At 65.4% G+C, this 20,867-nt stretch carries 19 protein-coding genes; 8 read left to right on the top strand and 11 right to left on the bottom strand.

Annotated elements, in window-relative coordinates:
- The first annotated feature begins 153 nt into the window (after window positions 1-153).
- From J2Y55_RS15595 to J2Y55_RS15585, 3 genes are all read left to right on the top strand, one after another.
- Window positions 154-597: a VOC family protein gene (locus tag J2Y55_RS15595; RefSeq protein WP_092177142.1), complete on the top strand. Its 444-nt coding sequence runs from the start codon at window positions 154-156 to the stop codon at window positions 595-597.
- 79 nt (window positions 598-676) lie between these two features.
- Entirely contained in the window at window positions 677-1,888 is a 1,212-nt protein-coding gene (locus J2Y55_RS15590; protein ID WP_310154856.1) for an MFS transporter, read from the top strand.
- A gap of 119 nt (window positions 1,889-2,007) precedes the next feature.
- Window positions 2,008-2,481, top strand: coding sequence for a VOC family protein (locus tag J2Y55_RS15585; RefSeq protein WP_310154853.1), 474 nt, complete (start codon window positions 2,008-2,010; stop codon window positions 2,479-2,481).
- Window positions 2,482-2,546: 65 nt separating this feature from the next.
- On the opposite strand, the gene J2Y55_RS15580 is transcribed toward J2Y55_RS15585, so the two are convergent.
- The gene (locus tag J2Y55_RS15580; RefSeq protein ID WP_310154849.1) at window positions 2,547-3,449 is read right to left on the bottom strand and encodes a LysR family transcriptional regulator; all 903 of its coding nucleotides are present in this window, start codon (window positions 3,447-3,449) and stop codon (window positions 2,547-2,549) included.
- Between the two features lie 144 nt (window positions 3,450-3,593).
- On the opposite strand from J2Y55_RS15580, the gene J2Y55_RS15575 reads away from it, so the two are divergent.
- Window positions 3,594-4,562 (top strand): MBL fold metallo-hydrolase, encoded by a 969-nt coding sequence (locus tag J2Y55_RS15575; protein ID WP_310154846.1) that lies wholly within the window; start codon window positions 3,594-3,596, stop codon window positions 4,560-4,562.
- A 57-nt stretch (window positions 4,563-4,619) separates the two neighbouring features.
- Complete coding sequence (locus tag J2Y55_RS15570) at window positions 4,620-5,261, top strand: pyridoxamine 5'-phosphate oxidase family protein (protein ID WP_310155326.1); 642 nt, start codon at window positions 4,620-4,622, stop codon at window positions 5,259-5,261.
- 171 nt (window positions 5,262-5,432) lie between these two features.
- On the opposite strand, the gene J2Y55_RS15565 is transcribed toward J2Y55_RS15570, so the two are convergent.
- The 4 genes from J2Y55_RS15565 to J2Y55_RS15550 form a co-directional block, all read right to left on the bottom strand.
- The gene (locus J2Y55_RS15565) at window positions 5,433-6,488 is read right to left on the bottom strand and encodes a Cj0069 family protein (RefSeq protein ID WP_310155323.1); all 1,056 of its coding nucleotides are present in this window, start codon (window positions 6,486-6,488) and stop codon (window positions 5,433-5,435) included.
- A 257-nt stretch (window positions 6,489-6,745) separates the two neighbouring features.
- The gene (locus J2Y55_RS15560) at window positions 6,746-7,132 is read right to left on the bottom strand and encodes a MarR family winged helix-turn-helix transcriptional regulator (protein WP_310154843.1); all 387 of its coding nucleotides are present in this window, start codon (window positions 7,130-7,132) and stop codon (window positions 6,746-6,748) included.
- Between the two features lie 47 nt (window positions 7,133-7,179).
- Window positions 7,180-10,317 carry an efflux RND transporter permease subunit gene (locus J2Y55_RS15555; protein ID WP_310154839.1) on the bottom strand — a complete coding sequence of 1,046 codons (3,138 nt, stop codon included), beginning with the start codon at window positions 10,315-10,317 and terminating at the stop codon, window positions 7,180-7,182.
- Complete coding sequence (locus J2Y55_RS15550; RefSeq protein ID WP_310154835.1) at window positions 10,314-11,435, bottom strand: efflux RND transporter periplasmic adaptor subunit; 1,122 nt, start codon at window positions 11,433-11,435, stop codon at window positions 10,314-10,316. The genes J2Y55_RS15555 and J2Y55_RS15550 overlap by 4 nt, the downstream gene beginning before the upstream one ends.
- A gap of 79 nt (window positions 11,436-11,514) precedes the next feature.
- On the opposite strand from J2Y55_RS15550, the gene J2Y55_RS15545 reads away from it, so the two are divergent.
- The gene (locus tag J2Y55_RS15545; protein ID WP_310154833.1) at window positions 11,515-12,120 is read left to right on the top strand and encodes a TetR/AcrR family transcriptional regulator; all 606 of its coding nucleotides are present in this window, start codon (window positions 11,515-11,517) and stop codon (window positions 12,118-12,120) included.
- Between the two features lie 600 nt (window positions 12,121-12,720).
- Here the strand turns inward: J2Y55_RS15545 and J2Y55_RS15540 are convergent.
- Both J2Y55_RS15540 and J2Y55_RS15535 read right to left on the bottom strand, forming a co-directional pair.
- Window positions 12,721-13,146: a putative quinol monooxygenase gene (locus tag J2Y55_RS15540; protein WP_310154830.1), complete on the bottom strand. Its 426-nt coding sequence runs from the start codon at window positions 13,144-13,146 to the stop codon at window positions 12,721-12,723.
- A 135-nt stretch (window positions 13,147-13,281) separates the two neighbouring features.
- A complete protein-coding gene (locus J2Y55_RS15535; protein ID WP_310154827.1) occupies window positions 13,282-14,127 on the bottom strand; it encodes a VOC family protein in 846 nt (281 codons plus the stop codon).
- Between the two features lie 376 nt (window positions 14,128-14,503).
- On the opposite strand from J2Y55_RS15535, the gene J2Y55_RS15530 reads away from it, so the two are divergent.
- Window positions 14,504-15,445, top strand: coding sequence for an AraC family transcriptional regulator (locus J2Y55_RS15530; protein WP_310154824.1), 942 nt, complete (start codon window positions 14,504-14,506; stop codon window positions 15,443-15,445).
- A 97-nt stretch (window positions 15,446-15,542) separates the two neighbouring features.
- Here J2Y55_RS15530 and J2Y55_RS15525 read toward each other — a convergent pair whose 3' ends face one another.
- From J2Y55_RS15525 to J2Y55_RS15515, 3 genes are read right to left on the bottom strand one after another with little or no spacing between them, the layout of a single operon-like run.
- Window positions 15,543-16,319, bottom strand: a complete 777-nt coding sequence (locus tag J2Y55_RS15525; RefSeq protein WP_310154822.1) for an ABC transporter ATP-binding protein — start codon at window positions 16,317-16,319, stop codon at window positions 15,543-15,545.
- Window positions 16,313-17,377 carry a FecCD family ABC transporter permease gene (locus J2Y55_RS15520; protein WP_310154819.1) on the bottom strand — a complete coding sequence of 355 codons (1,065 nt, stop codon included), beginning with the start codon at window positions 17,375-17,377 and terminating at the stop codon, window positions 16,313-16,315. The genes J2Y55_RS15525 and J2Y55_RS15520 overlap by 7 nt, the downstream gene beginning before the upstream one ends.
- Complete coding sequence (locus J2Y55_RS15515) at window positions 17,374-18,522, bottom strand: ABC transporter substrate-binding protein (protein WP_310154817.1); 1,149 nt, start codon at window positions 18,520-18,522, stop codon at window positions 17,374-17,376. Before J2Y55_RS15515 ends, J2Y55_RS15520 begins: the two co-directional genes overlap by 4 nt.
- 202 nt (window positions 18,523-18,724) lie before the next feature.
- On the opposite strand from J2Y55_RS15515, the gene J2Y55_RS15510 reads away from it, so the two are divergent.
- A complete protein-coding gene (locus tag J2Y55_RS15510; protein ID WP_310154815.1) occupies window positions 18,725-19,522 on the top strand; it encodes a class I SAM-dependent methyltransferase in 798 nt (265 codons plus the stop codon).
- Window positions 19,523-19,551: 29 nt separating this feature from the next.
- Here J2Y55_RS15510 and J2Y55_RS15505 read toward each other — a convergent pair whose 3' ends face one another.
- Complete coding sequence (locus J2Y55_RS15505) at window positions 19,552-20,724, bottom strand: ABC transporter substrate-binding protein (protein ID WP_404978943.1); 1,173 nt, start codon at window positions 20,722-20,724, stop codon at window positions 19,552-19,554.
- Window positions 20,725-20,867 lie beyond the last annotated feature (143 nt).

The raw sequence follows: 20,867 nt of genomic DNA, 5'->3' as shown, positions 1-20,867 counted from the left end.
CATCGGGCTACTATATAGGTTGATATCAACTAAATAAAGCGAGCATCGATCGATGTCCGTGCCGATCCGCAGCGACGCTTGGATCGGACGGGGGGATTCGATCGAACAAGAACTTGAATCGAACAGGGGCTTGGATCGAACAGGGAGAAGACCATGAAGATCGTGACCAGCTTGAGCTTTCAGGGGCAATGCCGGGAGGCCTTCGAATTCTACGCGACGGTTCTCGGCGGCAAGATCACCGCTGCGTTTCCCTATGGCGACGCGCCTCCCGGCATGCCGATCACCGACGAGAAGTATAAGAGCTGGCTGATGCATTGCTGGCTGGAGGTCGGTGATCAGGCCCTGATGGGCGCCGATATGGATGCCGCCTGGGCGCCCAACATCGAAAAGCCGAAGAACGGCTTCGACGTCACCCTGCACAGCACGGACAAGGCGCAAGGCCAGCGCTGGTTCGAGCAGCTCTCCGCCGGCGGCAAGGCGGTCATGCCTTTCGGCGAGACCTTCTGGTCACCGGGCTTCGGCTCGCTGATCGACAAGTTCGGCATCCCCTGGATGGTCAACACCATTCCATCAGCCGATTGGAAGCCGCAGGGCTGACGCGGCAGGCGCGGCTCGATGCCAGGGCCGGCACACACGCCGCCAGGACCGATCCGTCATGCATAGCCAGGAGATCAGCATGAACCGTCCTTATCGATGGGTGATCGTTGGCGCCGGTGGATTGCTCGGCTGCGCCGCGGTTGGGGCCATGTTCTCGCTGCCGGTCTTCCTGCGGCCGATGGCGCAGGACACGGGCTGGTCGGTGACCGGCATTTCCACCGCCATGACGATCGGCTTTCTCGCCATGGCGGCCGCCAGCATGGTCTGGGGCGGCCTCTCCGACAGGTTCGGGCCGCGCCCCGTGGTCCTGACCGGTTCGGTCGTGCTCGCAGCGAGCCTTGCCCTCGCCAGCCGGGCGAATTCGCTGATCGAATTCCAGCTGCTGTTCGGCCTGCTGGTCGGGGCGGCGACGGCAGCCGTCTTCGCGCCGATGATGGCCTGCGTCACCGGCTGGTTCGAGACGCAGCGCGGCCTGGCGGTCTCGCTGGTTTCAGCGGGCATGGGCATGGCCCCGATGACCATGGCCCCGCTCGCGGCCTGGCTGGTCACGATCCACAACTGGCGCGGCGCCATGCTGATCATCGCCGGCATCGCGGCCACACTGATGATCCCGGCTGCGCTGCTGGTGCGCCGGCCGCCAGTGCAGGATGATGAGCCGGCCCAGGCATCCAACGACGCGGCGGAGCCTGGCATGACGGTCGGCCAGGCGGTGCGCTCGCCGCAATTCATCACCCTGATGCTGGCGAATTTCTTCTGTTGCGCCACGCATTCCGGGCCGATCTTCCACACGGTGGCCTATGCCGTGACCTGCGGCATCCCGATGGTCGCGGCCGTCTCGATCTATAGCGTCGAAGGCTTGGCCGGCATGTTCGGCCGCATCGGCTTCGGCCTTGCAGGGGACCGGCTCGGGGCGCAGCGCGTGCTTGTCGCCGGGCTGCTGGCCCAGGCCTTCGGCGTGCTCGCCTATGCCTTCGCAGGCCAGCTCGGCAGCTTCTATGCGGTGGCCGTCCTGGTCGGCTTCATCTACGCCGGCACGATGCCGCTCTACGCCGTTATCATCCGCGAGAATTTCCCGCAGAGGATGATGGGCACGATCATCGGTGGAACCGCGATGGCCGGCAGCCTCGGCATGTCGACGGGGCCTGTGCTCGGCGGCCTGATCTACGACAATTTCGGGAGCTATGCGCCGCTGTACGTCGCGTCCTGGGGCTTAGGCTTGGCGGCAACGCTGGTGCTGGCCACCTTCAGGCCGTTCCCGGCAAAATCGCCGCTGCAACTCGCCACGGCGTGAAGGCGCTGCCCGGATAAGACGAGCGCTTGGGCGAAGACAGGCGCTTGGCACCCTGACTTAAGAAGACAGCGGCTGGGGATATCGGGCCGGAAATCGGCTTCACAGCGAAAGGACGCGTCATGGCAATGAACACGATCTGTCTCTGGTTCGATAGGGATGCCGAGGCTGCCGCCCGGTTCTACGCGCAGACCTTTCCCGATAGCGCTGTCGGCGCCGTCCACCGTGCACCCAGCGACTACCCTTCCGGCAAGGCGGGCGACGTGCTGACGGTCGAATTCACGGTTGCCGGCGTCGCGTGTCTGGGCCTCAATGGCGGTCCCGCGTTCAAGCATGACGAAGCCTTCTCGTTCCAGATCGCCACCGACGATCAGGAGGAGACCGACCGCTACTGGAATGCCATCGTCGGCAATGGCGGCCAGGAGAGCGCCTGCGGCTGGTGCAAGGACAAATGGGGGCTTTCCTGGCAGATTACGCCGCGCGTCCTGACCGACGCCATGGCGGCTGGCGGCGATGAGGCCAAGCGCGCTTTTGAGGCCATGATGACCATGGGGAAAATCGATGTCGCCGCGATCGAGGCGGCGCGGCGCGGCTGAGGCTCCGTCGCGTCTCGCGGCCCAATGCTGTGACCGCAGTTGCGGCCGATGCCCCTTGCCGGCCCTCAATATGGCTCCGCCATCCGGGCCCGCAGGCGCGGCGCAGTCCAGTCCAGGAAACACCTGACCTTCAGTGGCAACGGCACGGCCTCCGGATAGACGAGACTGACCGGAAGCGGCTCTGGCGCGAAATCCGGGAGGAGGACCTGCAGTCGGCCGGACGCCAACTCATCTGCGACCTGATAGGACAACACGCGGATGACCCCGAGATCGGCCAGGGCGGCCTGGATGGCCGCTTCCGTCGTGTTGACGGCCAGCCTTGGGTGCGGTTCGACGGTGAAGGCCGCGCTGTCTCGCCGGTAGCGCCATTCAGGCGATGTCGCGAAACCCTGGAAGCTAATACCATCATGCTGCGCCAGATCCTCCGGCAGCCGCGGCACGCCGCGACGGGCGAGATAGGCAGGGCTGGCGCAGATGACCCGGCGCACATCGCCCACTCGCGTGGCGATCAGAGCGCTGTCCGTCAAATGCCCGATACGCAGGGCCACGTCGATATGCTCGTTGACCAGGTCAATCTGCTGGTCGGTCAGCGTAAGCCGCAAGTTGATCTCGGGCTGCGCTGCCAGGAAATCCAGCGCGATCGGCAACAGGCGGCGCTCCCCGAAAGCGATCGGCGCGGTGACATGCAGCGCGCCGCGTGCCGCCTTGTACTCGCCGGCGGCCTCTCGTTCGGCTTCCTCCAGCTGTCCGAGAATGCGCCGGGACGCGGCGACGAAGGCGCGGCCGGCCTCCGTCAGAGCGATGTGGCGGCTGGTGCGGATCACCAGCCGGGTGCCCAGATGCTGTTCGAGCCCAGCAATCTTGCGGCTGACTGTGGAGAGCGGGGCACGCAACTGCCGCGCTCCGGCCGAAAGACTGCCGGCCTCGACAACGGCCAGCAGCATCGACATGGCCTCGAGCCGGTCCATCTCTCCTCCCATGCAGTGGGAGGAAAACTCCCGAAACCCCAGGATACTACGTCTGCGATAGAGGCTCTAGCTTTGAGATCAGACGGGAGGGGCCGGTCCGGAGGGCATGTCCTGTGTCGCGTCAGTGATCAGACGGAGCAAGTCATGTCTAACCTGTCCCGCCGCGCCGTCGCGAGCGGCCTTCCTCTCAGCATCGTCGGCGGCGGTCTTCTGTCACTCGTCACCCCAGCCCGAAGCGTGGCCGCGGTTCCCGCGGCAGCCAGTGTGACGCCCCTGGCGCAGATCCGGATCGGTCGCTTCACCGTGACGGCGCTGACCGACGGCTATGCGGACATGCCCTACACGTTTTTCCCTGGCCGCACGGCCGCCGAGGTCGAACAGGCGGCAACCGCACAGTTCGTTGCCCGTGCCAGCGGCGTCCGCTTCGTCTTCAACCAGTATCTGATCGAGGATGGCGAGCGCAGGGTCCTGCTGGATGCCGGGCCTGCCGGCTCGATCGGGCAGACGGGCGCGCTGCCGCAGGCCCTTGCAGCGCTCGGCCTGCGCCGCGACCAGATCGACGCCGTGATCGTGACCCACATGCATCAGGACCATATGGGCGGTCTCATCTTCGGCGGGCAGAACAACTTTCCCAATGCCGAGCTGTATATCGATCGGCGCGACGTCACCCACTGGACCGACCCGGCAAAGCGTAACGGTGCCCCCGATTATCTGCAGACCAGCTTTCGGATGTCGACGGATGTCGTGCGCCTCTACCCGCGGCTGCAGGCGATCGACGGCCCGCGCGAGATCTCTCGCGGCATCTCCATCGTCGACCTGACCGGCCATACGCCCGGCCATATCGGGGTGCGGGTCGAGGATGCCGGCAAGAGCCTCATCATGGTGTCCGACATGATCTTCCCAGTGGTGCATCCGGTTGCAACCGATGTGAATTTCCTGTTCGAGCAGGACCGCGCTGCGGCAAAGGCGATGCGCGATCGATTTTTTCCGCTCGCCGCGGCGGAAGGCGCCCTGATCGCTGCAACGCATATGCCCTTCCCGGGCCTCGGCCGCATCGTCTCCGACCGAGGGCAACCGCGCTGGCAAGTGGCGGATTGGGCCTGGCAGACCTGATCGGTCTGACGTGGCGCCGGTGATGGTGCCGACCCCGGTGAAGCTGGAGCGTGCATGATGCGTCACAGATATCTCGAGATCGCTTCGACGCCATCGGTCGGGGCTGCGCGCGAGCGCTATGGCAGCGCCCCCCGATCCATGCGTGCGGGCGCAATCGATCATCAGGATGAGGTCGTCCACAACGACCGACTGGGCAGCGCCGAGCAGGAGTTCATCGCCGCCCGCGACGGCTTCTATGTGGCCAGCGTCTCCGAGACCGGCTGGCCCTATGTCCAGTTCCGCGGCGGGCCGGCTGGCTTCCTGCGGGTCATTGACGAGCAGACGCTGGGCTATGCGGATTTCCGCGGCAACCGGCAGTACATCACGACCGGCAATGTCCAGGCGAATGACCGCGTGTCGGTGTTTCTGATGGACTACGCGCGTCAGCCGCGCCTGAAGATATTCGGCCGCATGCGCATCATCGACGCCGCGGACGACACCGCGCTCGCGGAAAAGCTGGCGGTGCCGCGCTATGCGGGTCGCGTCGAGCGCCTCGTCCTGATCTCGGTCGAGGCTTTCGACTGGAACTGTCCCCAGCACATTACGCCGCGCTTCACGCAAGCGGAGCTGGAGGTCGTCCTGGGACCGGTCCGCGACGAGATGGCACAGCTTCGCCTGGAGAACGAGCGGCTGCGGCGCGGGATGCCGAGCGCTGAGTAGGCGCCGAGACGGTGCGAGCCGCCTCCCCCCACAACGACACGGGCGAACAGCGGCGGCGATACAACGTTCCGGCTCGGCGCCAGGAGCGGACAGTAAGCCGTCGCCAGCAAGCGGCCTCTGCGAGGGCGCTGCGCCATGCGGCCAGCGGTCACAACCGCCGGCCCCTCCCGTTCAAAGCCTCGAACGTAGCCGATCGGCGACGCGGCTGGCGATCTCGGCAGGCGCCTCCTCGGGGATCGGGAACACCGAACTGACGTTGATCTCGCCAAGCACGTAAGCATCGGCGCCGTCCTCCCCCGGCGGGCCGAGCATGAAGTCTGCGTCCCAGATCATCGGCAGGTCGCATTGCTGGATGCCCAGCAATGTGGTGAGCTGTGGCGTCCACTCATCTTCCATCAACCGGCGCAGACGCTGAAAGCGCGGCTCGGCCTTGGATGTGTAGAGCCGCGGCCCGGCCTGCGCGCGCTCCGCCGGCGCCTCCACCAAAGCCTTGACCTTCTGATGCCCGAAGCCGGCGCAGCGATCGCCTGCCATATAACAACGCACCACGCCTTCGCTCAGACGCGCCTGGAAAGCCTGATCGATCACACAGCCGTCGTCGAAATACGCGACGCAGCGTTCCAGAAACGCATCCAGCGCCAGCTCCTCCGAAACATCCTTGGTGGCGTCCAGCACGCGCGCCATCGGCCGATTGGCGGGACTTGCCGGCATCTCAAGACTTGCCGGCATCTCGACCTTCCAGACGCCTTGGCCGCCATTGCCGCGATTGCGCTTGATCACGCGCGGTCCGGCCGCAAGCCGCGCTGGAAATTCGGCGCGCATCGCCTCGACTGTTCGATAAAGCGCCGTGTCGCCACCCCAGCTCATCATCCGGGTCCGATGGAGAACCTCCTTGACGCCCATCTTGAGGATGACATCGGGATGAGCGCTCACCCAGACGCCACGCGCCGCGACCTCGCGCAGCAACCCGTCGAGCTTTGAGCGGTTTCGCCCCTCATGGATCGGATTGACCCAGACGAGCACGCCATCGAACCTGGCGAGCTCTGCGCGAACGGCGTCCACAACCTCGTCCTCGTAGACGACGGGTTCGGCGTTGACGCCGACATCCGCAAGCGCCGCGAATACGGCCTTGAAGCGGCTGGTCGCCCCTATGGCGCTGCGGCGTTCCGCTTCATCGCCCCGCCACAGAATGGCGACGCGGCCAAGGCGAGTTCTGGATTCGGACATGAAAAAACGGCTCCCATTCAATCGTGCTCCGGCCGCGCGCGAAGACGCCAACCGCGAGCAGGACTTGGACGGGGAACCGTCTTGAGGCGCCGGGAGCCTGCAACGCCCCGACGCTCGAAAGATAGATCCGGCACGCCGCGCGATCAAGCTTCAGCGTCAGTTGGAAACGGGCGACCTGTCGATCTGACGTCGCCCCGGATTATCGGAGCGGCCGTATCGCGGCGACTGGAGACATGCCGACGCGGCTCGTCGCATGATCATTCCGACAACAAGCTCAAATCAGCCTTCAGACGCATGGGCTCTGCCAAGCGGGCTTCAATCGCGGAATGCAGCCGAAGCCATATCGGCAAGGCTTCGGCAAGCACCGCGCGGCCTTCTGGCGTCAACGCTAAAATGCGGACCCGCCCGTCCCTCTCATCGATGCTCGTCTTGACCAGCTTGCGGCGCTCCAGCGGCTTGAGGTTTGCCGTCACTGTCGTTCTGTCCATCGCCAACAGCGCCGCGATGGCGCCCAGGCTTGGTGATTTCGCCTGATCGATCGACATCAACAGCGAGACCTGCCCGCTGTTGATCCCCGCGGGCTGCAAGGCGCTGTCAAAACGCCGCGTCAGGACGCGAGCCGCACGCTGCGCCTGCACCAACACGCCTGAGCTCCACTCAGGTCCAATCGGGGTCGTGGCGGACCAGGCCTTCATCCGGCGAGTTCCGGCGCGCCTTCGGCCCCTGCCTCCAATGCCACGTGCGGTTCCGGGCTACCCGACGAAGCCCGGCTTTCGTGATCGGTCGTCGGCTTGATGCGGAACCAGGCGGTATAGAGCGCGGGAAGGAACAGCAGGATCAGCACGGTGCCGACGGCAGTGCCGCCGATCAGCGTGTAGGCCATCGATCCCCAGAAGACGGAATGCGTCAGGGGGATGAAGGCGAGCACGGCGGCGAGTGCCGTCAGGATCACCGGCCTTGTTCGCTGCACCGTCGCTTCGATGACGGCGTGATAGTCGTCGAGGCCGGCAGCGCGGTTTTCCTCGATCTGCTCGGTCAGGATCAAGGTGTTGCGCATCAGGATGCCGGCCAGCCCGATCAGGCCGAGGATGGCGTTGAACCCGAAGGGCTGATTGAAGAGGAGCAATGTCGGGACGACGCCGATCACGCCCAGCGGCGCGGTGAGCAGCACCATCGCCATCATCGAGAACGAGCGCACCTGGAGCATGATGACGATCAGCGTGGCGGCGATCATCACCGGAAAGACCTTCCCCAAGGCGGTATTGGCTTTGGTCGCCTCCTCGATCGATCCTCCCATTTCGATGCGATAGCCCGCCGGGAGTGAAGCGATCAGCGGCTGCAGGGCCGTGATGATCTGCTTGGAGACCTCCGGAGGCTGGGTGGCCTCATTGATATCCGCGCGAATCGTGATGACGGGCGTGCGGTCGCGCCGTTTCAGGATCGGCTCCTCCAGGCGCATTTCGGAGTGACCGATCTGGTCGAGCGGGATCTGGCGACCGTCGCGGCTCATCAGCGAGAAGTCCGCGAGACGCGCCGGGTCGAGTCGCTCGCTACCGGCGCTGCGCGCCACCACCGGCACGTTGCGGATATCCTCGCGAACCTGCGTGACGGTGACGCCGGTCAGCAGGAATTGAAGCTGCTGGCCAACCGCCGCGGGCGAAAGGCCGATGAGGTTAAGCCGGTCCTGGTCGGGCACGAAGCGCAGCACGGGCGTGCGATTGCCCCAGTCGCGGTTGGCCTGACGGACGTCCGCAACGCCCCGCATCACCTCCAGCGCCTGTGCGGAAATCGCATAGAGCTGCGCCGGATCGGGGCCCATCACGCGGAACTCGACCGGGAACGGTGTATAGGGCCCGAAGACGAGCTGGGTGACGCGCACGAAGGCTTCAGGGACAAGGCCATGGGACACGGCCTCGCGCAGCCTGTGCTTCAAGGCCTCTCGCGCGCCGGCATCAGCTGTCAGGACGACGATCTTGGCGAAGGCGGGATCGGGCAGTTCGGGCGCCATCGCGAAGAAGAAGCGCGGCGCGCCCTGGCCGACATAGCTGGTGACGATGGTCGCCTCGGCCTGACCGCCCAGCCAGCTTTCCAGCTTCTGGACCGCAGCCGTCGTCGTCTCAACGCTGGTGCCTTCGGGCAGGCGCACCTCGACCAGCACTTCGGGGCGGTCCGATGTCGGGAAGAACTGCTGTTTGACGCCGCCCATGCCGATGCCCGACAGCACGAAGGCCACGACGACGATCGCGCATGTCATGAACTTGTGGCGCACGGCAAAGGTGATCAGCCCCCTCAGCCGCCGATAATTCGGCGTATCGTAGATCGCGTGCACACCGCCGGGAATCGGCTTGATGTCGGGCAGCATCTTGACGCCGAGATAGGGCGTGAAGACCACCGCCACGATCCAGGAGACGATGAGAGCAAACCCCACGACCCAGAAGATGTTGCCGGCATATTCGCCGGCCGTCGAACGTGCGAAACCGACCGGCAGGAAGCCGGCGATCGTCACCAGCGTGCCCGACAGCATCGGCGCCGCCGTATGGCTCCAGGCATAGGCGGCCGCCTTGATGCGATCCATGCCCTCTTCCATCTTCACCACCATGACCTCGATGGCGATGATGGCGTCATCGACCAGGAGGCCGAGCGCCAGGATGAGGGCGCCGAGCGTGATGCGGTCGAAGAACCGGCCGGTCTCCAGCATGATCAGGAACACGACGGCAAGCGTCAGCGGCACGGCCGCGGCCACGACGATGCCGACGCGCCAGCCGAGGCTGAGCAGGCTCACCAGCAGCACCACGCCGAGCGCCATCGCGAACTTCATCATGAACTCGTCGACCGCCGAGGTGATGTTGACGGCCTGGTCGGTCACCTTGTCGAGCGTCATGCCGAGCGGCAGCGTCTGCGCGATTGCCGCGGTCTTGTCTTCCAGCGCCTTGCCGAGCGCGAGGCCATCCCAGCCCGCCTGCATGACGGCGGCAACCAGGATCGTGGCCTCGCCCTGACGGCGGATCAGATAGGTCGGGGGGTCCTGGTAGCCACGGCGGACATCGGCGATATCGGAGAGCTTCAGCGTCCGTCCCGCGGCGACGATGGGCGTGTCGGCGATCGCCTTCAGGCCTTGATAGGCGCCGTCGACCCGAATGAACATCTGCGGACCGCTCGTATCGATCGAGCCTGCGGGCGTGACGGTGTTCTGCCGCTGCAGGGCCGTGATGATGTCCTGCGCCGATATGCCCAGCGTCGCGAGCTTTGAGAACGAGAACTCGACGAAGATCTGCTCGGGCCGCTCGCCGAGGATGTTGATTTTCTTGACGCCGGGAACATGCAGGAGGTCCTGACGGATGGTCTCCGCCTGCCGCGCCAACTCGCGCATCGGCATCCCCCTGGCCTTCAAGGCATAGAGGGCGAAACTCACATCCGAGTATTCGTCATTGACGAAGGGGCCGAGAACGCCAGGCGGCAGGTTGCGAGCCTCGTCTCCAAGCTTCTTGCGGGCCTGATAGAACTCGCCCTCGACCGCGGCAGGCGGCGTGCTGTCCTTCAGCGTGACTGTCATATAGGCGTAACCCGGCCGGGTCGTCGTCTCCACGCGGTCGTACCAGGTCAACTCCTGGATCCGTTTCTCCAGCGGCTCGGCGACCAGGTCCTGCATCTCGCGCGCGGTCGCACCCGGCCATACGGTCGTGACGGTCAGCGTCTTGATGGTGAAGCTCGGATCCTCCGCCCGGCCGAGCATGAAGAAGGCGTAGATGCCGGCGGCCACCAGCAGAATGATCGAGAACAGGGTGACGGCCCGTTCGCGAACCGCGATCGCTGAAAGATTGAGGCTCATTTGGTGCCCCCGCTTTGGGACACGGTCCTGACGCGCGCACCGTCCTGCAGCAAGTGAGCCCCGAGTGACACCACCGGCTCGGCCGCGCTCAGCCCAGCTATGATCGCAGTCTCGCTGGTCACCCGGACCAGGGTGATCGGGCGGAATTTCACGGTCGAGGAGGCAGCGTCCAGCAGCCAGACACCCGTCTTCCGGCCATCGTCCAGCACCGCACCGAGCGGCACTTCCATCTCGGGCTGGCTCGTCTGATGGGCCAGCCGGATCGTCACGGTTGCGCCGAGCGGCGCTGAGGCGGCCTCGCCGTCGAGCACATAGCGCGCTTCATAGGTGCGGGTCTGGGGATCCGCGGAATCCGAGAGCTGCCGGAGGGTGGCCGCGTAGCGGCGGGCCTCCGCGCCATAGAGAGTGGCCACGGCCGGAGAACCGATGGCCGGCCTGATCGTCTCAGGCAGCGCGACGACCGCCTCGCGCGGGCCGGCCTGGGCAAGCCGGATGACGGTCTGCCCGGCGGTTACGACCTGGCCCGGCTCACCGAGGGTCTCGACGACGATTCCATCGGCGTCGGCGACGAGGACCGAATAGCTCGATCCGTTCTCAGCCACTTTCTCGTCGGCCTCGGCGGCCGCAAGCTGGGCGGCGGCGGTGTCGAGTGCAGCCTTTGCCTGTTCATAGCGCTGTGGGCTGGCCGCGAAACCGTCCTTGACCAGAACGGCATAACGCTTCTCGTCGGCACGGGCCTGTACCAGGACAGCGCGAGCCGCCGCAACGGCGTTGCGTTTGGCAGCGAGGGCGAGCCGCAAATCCGTCTCGTCGATCCGCAGCAACGGCTGACCGGCCGCCACGGCATGGCCAACATTCACCAGGCGTTCGACGATCTTGCCGGGAACGCGGAAGCCCAGATTGCTCTGCACCCGGGCCGCGACCGCACCGGTGAAGCGGCGTTCGGCGTCCACCACCGGCGTCGGCGTCACCATCCTGACGATCGGAGCATTCTGCCTGGGATCGCCGACAGCAGATGCGCTCTGGGGGCGCGCCGACAAGGTGACGAATCCCGCCACTGCCGCCACGGCGAGCACGACGCCCCCAGCGGCGATCACCGACTTCTTTTTCTTGCTCATCGTCCTGAACCAATTAGATTGCATTCGACCGCTATACCGAATATAGATGTCGAACGCAATCTAATTATGGAGGGTCCCGATGCGTGTCACGCGGCAGCAGGCCGAGGAAAACCGGGAAATGGTCATCGAGGTGGCCAGCCGTCTCTTCCGGGAGCATGGCTTCGACGGCATCGGGCTGAAGGATCTGATGGCCGGCGCCGGGCTGACGCAGGGCGCCTTCTACAAGCAGTTCGAATCCAAGGACGACCTCGCGGCGCAAGCGTCCAGGCGCGCGCTGGAGAGCGCCACGGGCCGGTGGTCGGCTGCCGCCCTGTCCCATCCTGAGGCCCCGCTGGCGGCGGTGGTCGATTTCTATCTCAGCATGGGTCACTGCGCCGAGAAAACCGATGGTTGTCCCATCGTCGCGCTGGGTTCGGATGCCGCCAGGCAAGGCCCGAACGTGAAGGCGGCGTTCGAAGCCGGGATCGCAGACCATCTTGAGATGCTGAGCAGCTGGGTCGGCAAGGCAGACGGTGACGTGCCCGATGGCAAGGCCATGGCCATTCTCTCGACGATGGTCGGCGCAGTTCTGCTCGCGCGCTCTGTCAACGACGAGCGCCTGTCGAAGCAGTTCCTGCAGGCGGCGGCCGCTAGCGCCATGGCGCAGTCGTCTGCGCACGATGGGCAGCCGAGCCCGCGCCAATGACGACCGCTTCGGCGGAGGCCCTCATCGCAAGCGCAGCGGGCACTGAGCCCGTGCGGGATGCTCCAACGACCACGCTCTCCGGCCAACGGGCGACCAGGGGATCCTGTTCCTGCTCGCCGGCCTGGCAGCGCTTGGCGCGCTGGCCATCAATATCATCCGGCCGGCCTTTCCGCAGATCGGTGCCCAGCTTGCAAGCGCCTCGCCGGAACGCGGCCTCCTGCTCAGCAGCTTCTTCATGGCGTTCGCGCTTGAGCAGCTTGGCGTTGGTCGTTCGTCGACCGCTTCGCCGCAAACCGGTGGTTCCTGGAGGCCTTGCCGTATGCACTCGAGGCGGCCTGGCGCCACACTTCCAGACATTGGGACTTTGCCTGCAAGCTGACGTCCCCAATGGACTGCCTGATTTCTGGTCCGGGCCCAGTGCGGAAATCCGCGCTGGCGTTGTTCGTTGTGCCTCTGCTGCTTCGGTGACCACCGGCAGGGGATCTGCTGTTCGGGACAGCGATTGCCTTGATGGCTACGCCCCCAGCGGTCACCGCAACTGGCTACCGCAAGCCCTTCCCGTGGTTGGCCGGGTGGGCAGGTCCTCAAGCCGCATTTTCGTCAGCGTCCCGAGGCCGTGTTCCCGAGGATGCCCATGCGGATCACGGTGACCCCGCCATCGGCGAGTTCTGGCAGGCGTGCGAACCAGGACTGGACATGCGGGGTCCGATTATGCGCTTCGAAATCGGCCAGGCTGGCGAAAATCTCGGTGAAGATGAAATGCCCGGGGCTCTCGCGGCTCTCCTGGAGAAAGTAGAGCAGGTTGTTCGGCTCGGCGCGCACCTGCGCCACGAGCGGTAGCGTGATTGCACGCAAGGCATCTTCCTTGCCCGGCTTGGCGCGAACCTGGGCCACGACAGCATAAGCGTCGGCAGGAATATCGGCGTAGCGCACTCCATCAGTGTCTCGGGCGATCGCCACTGGTATGGGGAGCGCGGCCGCTACCAATGTTGCCAGCATGACGCGGGACAAGAACTTGCTCGGCATTGCTTATCTCCTTGCGTCCTGGGTTTCGCGGCTCGTATGTCGCGCTCACGCCTCGCGGGAGCCAGTTGCACCCCCGCTGGGGAGGGGCGTGCAATGCCGCGGTAGATGCGAAATTCTGGTCCGCTTTTGCCCCGTTCAACGGGATGACGACGCCATCTTGCGCCGCGCTTCGAGCGCGCCGTCGAAGGTCCGCTTGACCGGACCCAGTGCCTGCACGAACTCGAGCTGCTCGCCTTCCGAGCCGGTGCAGTAGATCAAGCGCCACCCGTCCGACTTGCCTTCGGCGATCCCGTTGGAATTGGCGTCGCGCGGGGCTGCGCGGCGCTCGGCTTCGTTCGCCACAGTCACGATGCGGTTCGCGCGGACGCTCGTCATGCCGCGCCGAGTAGACTCCGCTTCGAGGTCGGCAATGAACTGGTTGAAATCAACATCGTCGCGGATGTGGAAGCAGATATGCATCATCCGCGGAAATGCGGGGCTCATGTGATCAAGCGGCTCGGCGAACGCCCGTGGCCCGCCCATCGGCTGGTCGGCATCGCGATATTGCAGGAGCTCGACCACGACATTATCGAACTGGATGAAGCGCACGTCGAGCCGCTGCGCACCGCTGCGAAGGTCAGGAATACCCATCGTGCGTGGGTTGACGCCGCGTGCGCGAGCTTCGATCTCCTGGCCAGTCAGCAGCGTATTGTGGATCCGTTCGCCTTGGAAATCGCCGTCGCGCATCACCTCGGTTCCGCCTAGCACCTCGGTGTAGAAGATGAAGGCTCGCTCCATGTTCTGGACCGTGAGGCCGAAATGTTGAACGCCTTGCATCCGCTGGCCGATCGGCAGCTCGTCGGACTTGGCCGATGCTGTCCGCCGCCCCTGCGCCGCGGCCGGCGCTGCCATTCCGGTGACCGACGCCGCCAGCACCGTCCCCGCGGTTTTCAGCGCGTCCCGGCGATCGAGCCCCCCTGAAATCTGTCCATGATTTTCCATCGTCCCTCTCCCTGAACTTGCCGCAGGCGCTCGGCGGCCCTTCTCACAGCGGCCAGGCGCTCTTGCCGCTGCATTGCGCTGCAACTCGCCTCGTATGCAGGCAATTTTGCCAGCATCCCCGCGCCGAACGGTGCGAATGCCCGTTGACGCCTAGATGCGGGCGCCGCGGCCGGCGTGTATTACAGAATCTTGCTTTTTTGCCGCGCCAAGAGCTTCGATGGCGATAGGATTTCCCCAGATCCCACCGACCTCTGGACGACGTCTCGATAGGCTGCGGCGCGGGTGGATCCGTCCCGGCACGGCCTTCCTGACATGCTGCAGATGGTGTAAATTCGAGCCTGCCAAAATGCGTCGAAGCACCCCGGAGCACGGGCGGTTGAAATTCGAAGACGCCTGGAAGGGGATCGGTAACGGCCAGACGGGTGATGGCGTGGACACCGGCCTTGCGCCCTATAAGGCGATTCATTCCCCGCACGTACCGCTTTACTGGAGAGACCATCTGATCGCCCCGGTACGCACGATCGGTGCAGCTACGGCGACGTCGCTCAAGATGAGCTACTGGTTCTCGACCATCGAGGATTCTCCGCAGGAGGGCGACCCGACATTCGTCAGTGCCTCACTGCGAACGAGCCCTGCAACGGCCTGGCGCGATACCGCGCCGTCGGGCCTGGTGTCCATGTTGCCGTTCGAGGGCGCGCGATGGCGCTTCGAACAGCCGGTAAGCTTCGTGCAGTTCCATCTTCCTTTCGATCTGATGGGCATGGTTTGCGCTTCGCTGTTCGGAAGGGAGCTCACCCACGATCATCTCCGGATGCCCGCCGACGTCGCGGATGCCCAGCTATGCCGTCGGCTGGACCGCATTCGCCATAGGACCTCCTTGATCGAGCCGACGAACCTGCTTCTCGACAGTTGGGCGTTGATCCTCGCCGAAACGTTCCTCCAGCGGCTATCGAGCCACGGCGAGCGAAACGGGCACGGGCCGTTCGGCAAGCTTCCCGCACGGGGGATCGCACGCGTCGTCGACTATATTGAGGACCGTATCGACCAAGACCTACGGCTGTCGTCCCTCGCCGCTGTCGCCGGTATGAGCGTTTATCATTTTGCCCGCCGCTTCCAGGAAACAGTCGGCATATCCCCTTATTCCTATGTGCTGGTGCGGCGTATCGAACGCGCTCGTGCGCTGCTGCGCTGGAAGGACGAGCGGCTCGTCGACGTGGCGCTGGCTTGCGGCTTCTCAAGCCAGTCTCATTTGACGACAGTCTTCCGCCAATGTCTCGGTGTTACCCCGGGAGAATATCGCCGGCGCGTTCAGGGGTGAAATGGCTTGAACGGCAACGAGGCTGCCTGAAAGCGGACATTCGCAGCGTCGCCGGCATAGTCGTCAGCTTGAACCAGCGGCGCGATGACGGCCGGGTTCAGGCCGCGCGCCCCACGGCCCCCTCGACGACGACATAAGGCTGTTCGCCCTCCAGCATCTCGACCCGGGCGCGCACGCCATAGACATCGGCGAGCAGCGCCGGCGTCACGATCTCCCGCGGCGTTCCCAGCGCCACCAGCCGCGAACGTGCCAGCACCATGATGCGGTCGGCGAAGCGCAGCGCCTGATTGAGATCGTGGATCGAGATCAGCACCAGCATGCCGCGCTCGCGGGCCAGCCGCTGCACCAGTGAGAGAACCTCGAACTGGCGGTGGAGATCGAGCGCGCTGGTCGGTTCGTCGAGCAGCAGGATGTCGGGCTCGCGCGCCAGCGTCTGGGCAATCGAGACGAGCTGGCGCTGGCCGCCCGAGAGCTCGCCCAGCCCGCGGAAGGCCAGGTCCTCGATCTCGAGTTCGCGCAGCACCGTGTCGATGCGCTTCAGCTCATCGTCGCTGACCGACCAGGAGCCGCCCTGCTTGAAGGCGAGCAGGATCGACTCGTAGACGGTGAGCACGGCATTCACCGCCGTGTCCTGAGGCAGGTAGCAAGCGTTTGGCCGGCTGCGCCCCGCCACCGCGCTGCGACCTTCGATCGCGACCTCACCGACGCCGGGGATCAACCCGGCGATACGCCGGAACAGGCTCGACTTGCCAGCCGCGTTGGGCCCGACCACCGCGACGACTTCGCCGCCCGCGAGCACAGGCGTGGTGATCCCTTCCAGGACGCTGCGGCGGCCATAGGACACGCCGACGCCGTCGAGCCTGAGGCTCACCATGACCGCTTCCTGCTCGTCATGATCAGGCTGAAGAAGAAGGGCACGCCGATCAGCGCGGTCACGATGCTGATCGGGAAGATCAGGCCCGGGATCAGCGATTTCGAGACGACAGAGGAAGCCGAGAGGATCGCCGCTCCCGCCAGCGCCGAGGCCGGCACGAAGAAGCGCTGGTCCTCGCCGATCACCATGCGCGCGATATGGGGGCCGACGAGGCCGATGAAGCCGATCGTGCCGACGAAGGAGACTGGGACGGCAGCGAGCAGGCTGACGAGCAGCATGATCTCGAGCCGCAGCCGCTTGACGTTGATGCCGAAGCTCGCCGCCTTGTCGTCACCGAGCCTGAGCGTCGTCAGCGCCCAGGCGCGGTGGAAGAAGAAGGGCAGGCTCAAGGCGAACACGCCGGTGGTGATGGCGAGCTTGTTCCAGCTCGCCTTGGTCAGCGAGCCCATCATCCAGAACACCACTGCGCCGAGAGCCTGTTCTGAGGCGAAGAATTGCAGCAATGCGAGCAGCGCGTTGAAGGTGAAGACCAGCGCGATGCCGAGCAGGATCACGGTCTCGGTGGTGACGCCGCGCGACTGGCTGAGAACGTGGATCAGCAGCGCTGCGCCCATCGCCACGATGAAGGCGTTGATCGAGACGATATAGTCGGCTGCGATCGGCAGCAGGCCGACGCCGAAGACGAGCGCCAGCGCAGCGCCAAAGCTCGCCGCAGCCGAGATACCGAGCGTGAAGGGGCTGGCGAGCGGGTTGTTCAGGATGGTCTGCATCTGCGCGCCCGCCACCGCGAGCGACGCGCCAGTGACGACCGCCATCAGCGCGACCGGCAGCCGGATATCCCAGATCACCACCCGCAGCGCAGCCGGCACGCCCGCGGGATCGAACAGCGCCTGGAGCACCTGGCTGGCGCTGTAGCGGGCCGGGCCCAGCATCAGGTCGACGACGAAGCTCGCCAGCAGCAGCCCGAACAGCCCAAGCAGGATCAGGCGCCGGCGGAATGTCAGGGCGCGATAGGCGAAGCGCGCCTGCACCGCGTCCCGGGCAGCGGTTACGGTCATTGCGCCGGCCTGCTCTCGACCGTGACCCAGTAGCCGGGCTCATAAGGCAGCGGCAGGAAGCGCTCATGCAGCGTCTTCAACGTCGCAGCCGCATCGATATCCTTGAACAGTTCGGGATGCAGCCATGTCGCGATCTCCTGGATCGCCACGAACTGATAGGGGCTGTTGTAGAACTGGTGCCAGATCGCGTGGACGCGACCATTTTTCACGGCTTGCGTCTGCACGAAGGCAGGGCGCTTGGCGAGCGCGGCAAGCCGGCGGCGCGCTTCAGGAAGATCGCTGCCCGGCCCAAGCCCGACCCAGGCGCCGTTGGGCACATAGGCGCTCCAATTGCCGCCGGTCACGATCACCACTTCGGGATTGGCCGCGACGACCGCCTCCGCATTGACGGTGCCGAAGGTGCCGGGGATCAGGTCCGCGGCGAGATTCCTGCCGCCCGCGATCTCGACCATCTTGCCGAAATTCTCGTTGCCGAAGGACATGCAGCAATCGTCGGAATAACCACCGGCGCGCTCGATCATCACGACGGGCTTCTTCAGGTTAGGAGCCTTGGCGAGCCGCTCGGTGACGCGGGCGATCTCGGCTGAGCGGAAGGAGACGAAGTCCTCGGCGATCGCCTCCTTGCCGAAGAGCTTGCCGATCAATCGCATCGAGGGCTCGGTGTTCTGGAACGGCTTCTCGCGGAAATCGACATAGACCACCGGGATACCGACCGCGGCGAGCTTCTCGACCAGGCTCGCCTCGTCGCTGGCGATCTTCGCCTCGACATTGAGGAAGAGCACGTCGGGCTTGAGAGCAATCGCCTGCTCGATGTCGAAGGCGCCCTCCTTCATGCCGCCGAAGGTCGGGAGTTTGGCGATCCCGGGATAGCGCGCGAGATAGGCCTTGTAGCTGTCGGGGTCGGCCTTCGGCAGGTCGTCGCGCCAGCCGACGACACGCTTGAACGGCTCGTCCCGATCCAGCGCGGCGACGAAATACATCTGCCGCCCCTCGCCCAGGATCACGCGCTGGACCGGCGCCTCGACCTCGACCTTGCGGCCGAGCACGTCGGTGACCGCGACCTTCTCCGCCTGCGCCGGCGAGATCGCGACCAGCAGCACTGCCGCAAGGCCTGCAGCACCAAGAATTCTGCGGAGAGAAAACATCAGAAAAGCCCTTCGGAGAAGTCTCGGGCTCGTATGTCTGGGTCCGTATAGGGTCAAGGTTTATCTTTTTGAATTGGTCTAAACAAAGATTTGGCCGCGATCCGGTACAGTTGAATCCCGACCTGCCCTGGCCCTATTCCGCGCTTGCCCGGGCCACTGCTTTCGTGCTCTGCAAACCGTCCAACGTGACGGGCGCCCAGCCATGACGGCCTTGCATCATAATCTCAGCCTGAAAGACGAGATCCGCGACTATTGGTCGATGCGCTCGGAGAGTTTTGACAGCCAGCCCGGCCACGAGATCTTCTCGGCCGATGAGCGGCTGGCCTGGCTTGCGCTGTTCGCGCGCCATCTCGGCGAGGCCCAGGACGGCGAGATGAAAGGCGGAAGAGCCCTCGATCTTGCCAGCGGAACAGGCGTGATTTCACTGCTGCTGGCGGAGCTCGGCTATAGCGTGACGGGGCTCGACCTCTCCGAGGCGATGCTTGCCCGGGCGCGCGCCAAGACCGCGGGCAAGCCGATCCGCCTCTATGCCGGCGACGCCGAGGACACGCTCGAGGCAGACGGCAGCTATGACGTGGTGGCGACGCGCCATCTGGTCTGGACGCTGCCGAATCCGCCCGCCTCTTTCCGCGAGTGGTTCCGCGTCCTCAAGCCCGGCGGCAAGGTCGCGATCATCGATGTCGACATGACCAATCCACGCCCGGGCAATGGCAGGGCGCTGCGCCTGCTCGCCGGGATCGCCAAGCGTTTCGCGAAACTGCCGCCGCCGGCGGCGCACGCCGCCGTGCATGCCGGCATCGTCTCGCGGGTCTATTTCTCCCAGGGATGCCGGCCCGAAGAGGTCGCAAGACTGCTCGGCGAGGCAGGCTTCGTCGACATCGCGATCGACCGCGACCTGCATGCGATCCATCGCGCGCAAGGCCGCTTCATGCCGCTGCACCAGCGGCTGGAGCGCGCCAGCCAGGACCGCTTCCTGGTCTCCGCCCGAAAGCCCGATTGACGGCATCGACCGCGCGGAGCCGCCACGCTTCACGGTGCAGGCTTGTCGCCCTTTCGCCTCTCATCGAGCCCAACCCAGTAGCCGGGCCGATAAGGCAGCGGCAGGAAGCGCTCATGGAGTTGGCGCAGTGTCTCCTCCGGATCGAGATCGGCGAAGAGCGCGGGATGGAGCCAGCCTGCGATCCGCTGGATCGCCACGAACTGGTAGGGGTTGTTGTAGAACTGGTGCCAGATCGCATAGACGCGACCATTCGCGACGGCCGCCGTCTGGGCGAAGGCGGGACGCCTGGCGAGTGCCGCGAGCTTGCGCTTGGCCTCATCGAGATCGGCTCCCGGCCCCAGGCCGACCCAGCCTCCCCCGGGAGCAAGCGTGCCCCAATTGCCGCCGGTCGCGATGACGATTTCGGGATTGCGGGCGACGATCGTTTCCGGATTGATCGTCCCGAATGTCCCCGACAGCAATTCGCTTCCAAGATTCGTCCCGCCGGCGATCTCGACCATCTTGCCGAAGTTCTCAGGGCCGAAGGTCATGCAGCAATCGTCGGAATAGCCGGGTATCCGGTCGAGCATCACCAGCGGCCGCCTGAGATCCTGCGCCTTGGCCAGCTGCTCGGTCACCCGCGCGATCTCGCTCGCGCGAAAGGCGATCAACGCCTCCGCGACCTCCGACCGGCCAAAGAGCCGCCCCATCAGCCTTATCGACGGTTCGGTGTTGCGGAACGGCGCATGACGAAAATCGATGTAGACGACCGGCACGCCGACAGCAGCGAGTTTTTCGATGAGCTGCATCTCCTCCCCGGCACGCTGCGCCTCGACATTCAGAAAGACTACGTCCGGCTTCAACGAGACGGCCTTTTCGATATCGAAGCCGCCCTGGCTCGCTGAGCCGAATTTGGGCAATGCGGCGATCTCGGGATTGCGGGCGAGATAGGCCCGGTAGGTGTCGGGGTCGGCCTTTTCGAGATCATCCCCCCACCCGATCACGCGGCGGAAGGGAGCCTCGCGATCGAGCGCGGCGACGATGTGGATCTGCCGCCCCTCGCCAAGCAGCACCCGCTCGACCGGCACCGTCACTTTGACGCTGCGCCCAAGCACATCCGTCACCGTGACCTGCTCTGCGCCGGCAGCCGCGCTGCAGAGGATGACGCTCAGCGACAGCAGGATGGACCCCGGCAAGCCGATGGCGAGCCCCGTCACCCTCAAAGCTCGTTTGGAAATTCGAGCCCTCATCCTGAGGAGCCGCGAAGCGGCGTCTCGAAGGATGCTCCAGATATCTCCGGAGCCTCCTGGAGCATCCTTTGAGACGCCATTCCTTGCGGAATGGCTCCTCAGGATGAGGGCTCGCG

This window comes from Allobosea sp. BE125, assembly GCF_031456075.1.
GTDB lineage: Bacteria > Pseudomonadota > Alphaproteobacteria > Rhizobiales > Beijerinckiaceae > Allobosea.
Note: the sequence above shows the minus strand (reverse complement) of the source record. Positions and strands in the feature narration are given on the sequence as shown.

Coding starts and splice junctions, on each gene's coding strand:
- J2Y55_RS15515 (WP_310154817.1), bottom strand. CDS start 18,522: ATGTTTTCTCTCCGCAGAATTCTTGGTGCTGCAGGCCTTGCGGCAGTG.
- J2Y55_RS15555 (WP_310154839.1), bottom strand. CDS start 10,317: ATGAGCCTCAATCTTTCAGCGATCGCGGTTCGCGAACGGGCCGTCACC.
- J2Y55_RS15525 (WP_310154822.1), bottom strand. CDS start 16,319: ATGGTGAGCCTCAGGCTCGACGGCGTCGGCGTGTCCTATGGCCGCCGC.
- J2Y55_RS15520 (WP_310154819.1), bottom strand. CDS start 17,377: ATGACCGTAACCGCTGCCCGGGACGCGGTGCAGGCGCGCTTCGCCTAT.
- J2Y55_RS15585 (WP_310154853.1), top strand. CDS start 2,008: ATGGCAATGAACACGATCTGTCTCTGGTTCGATAGGGATGCCGAGGCT.
- J2Y55_RS15580 (WP_310154849.1), bottom strand. CDS start 3,449: ATGGACCGGCTCGAGGCCATGTCGATGCTGCTGGCCGTTGTCGAGGCC.
- J2Y55_RS15575 (WP_310154846.1), top strand. CDS start 3,594: ATGTCTAACCTGTCCCGCCGCGCCGTCGCGAGCGGCCTTCCTCTCAGC.
- J2Y55_RS15570 (WP_310155326.1), top strand. CDS start 4,620: ATGCGTCACAGATATCTCGAGATCGCTTCGACGCCATCGGTCGGGGCT.
- J2Y55_RS15540 (WP_310154830.1), bottom strand. CDS start 13,146: ATGCCGAGCAAGTTCTTGTCCCGCGTCATGCTGGCAACATTGGTAGCG.
- J2Y55_RS15545 (WP_310154833.1), top strand. CDS start 11,515: ATGCGTGTCACGCGGCAGCAGGCCGAGGAAAACCGGGAAATGGTCATC.
- J2Y55_RS15550 (WP_310154835.1), bottom strand. CDS start 11,435: ATGAGCAAGAAAAAGAAGTCGGTGATCGCCGCTGGGGGCGTCGTGCTC.
- J2Y55_RS15590 (WP_310154856.1), top strand. CDS start 677: ATGAACCGTCCTTATCGATGGGTGATCGTTGGCGCCGGTGGATTGCTC.
- J2Y55_RS15565 (WP_310155323.1), bottom strand. CDS start 6,488: ATGTCCGAATCCAGAACTCGCCTTGGCCGCGTCGCCATTCTGTGGCGG.
- J2Y55_RS15595 (WP_092177142.1), top strand. CDS start 154: ATGAAGATCGTGACCAGCTTGAGCTTTCAGGGGCAATGCCGGGAGGCC.
- J2Y55_RS15535 (WP_310154827.1), bottom strand. CDS start 14,127: ATGGAAAATCATGGACAGATTTCAGGGGGGCTCGATCGCCGGGACGCG.
- J2Y55_RS15510 (WP_310154815.1), top strand. CDS start 18,725: ATGACGGCCTTGCATCATAATCTCAGCCTGAAAGACGAGATCCGCGAC.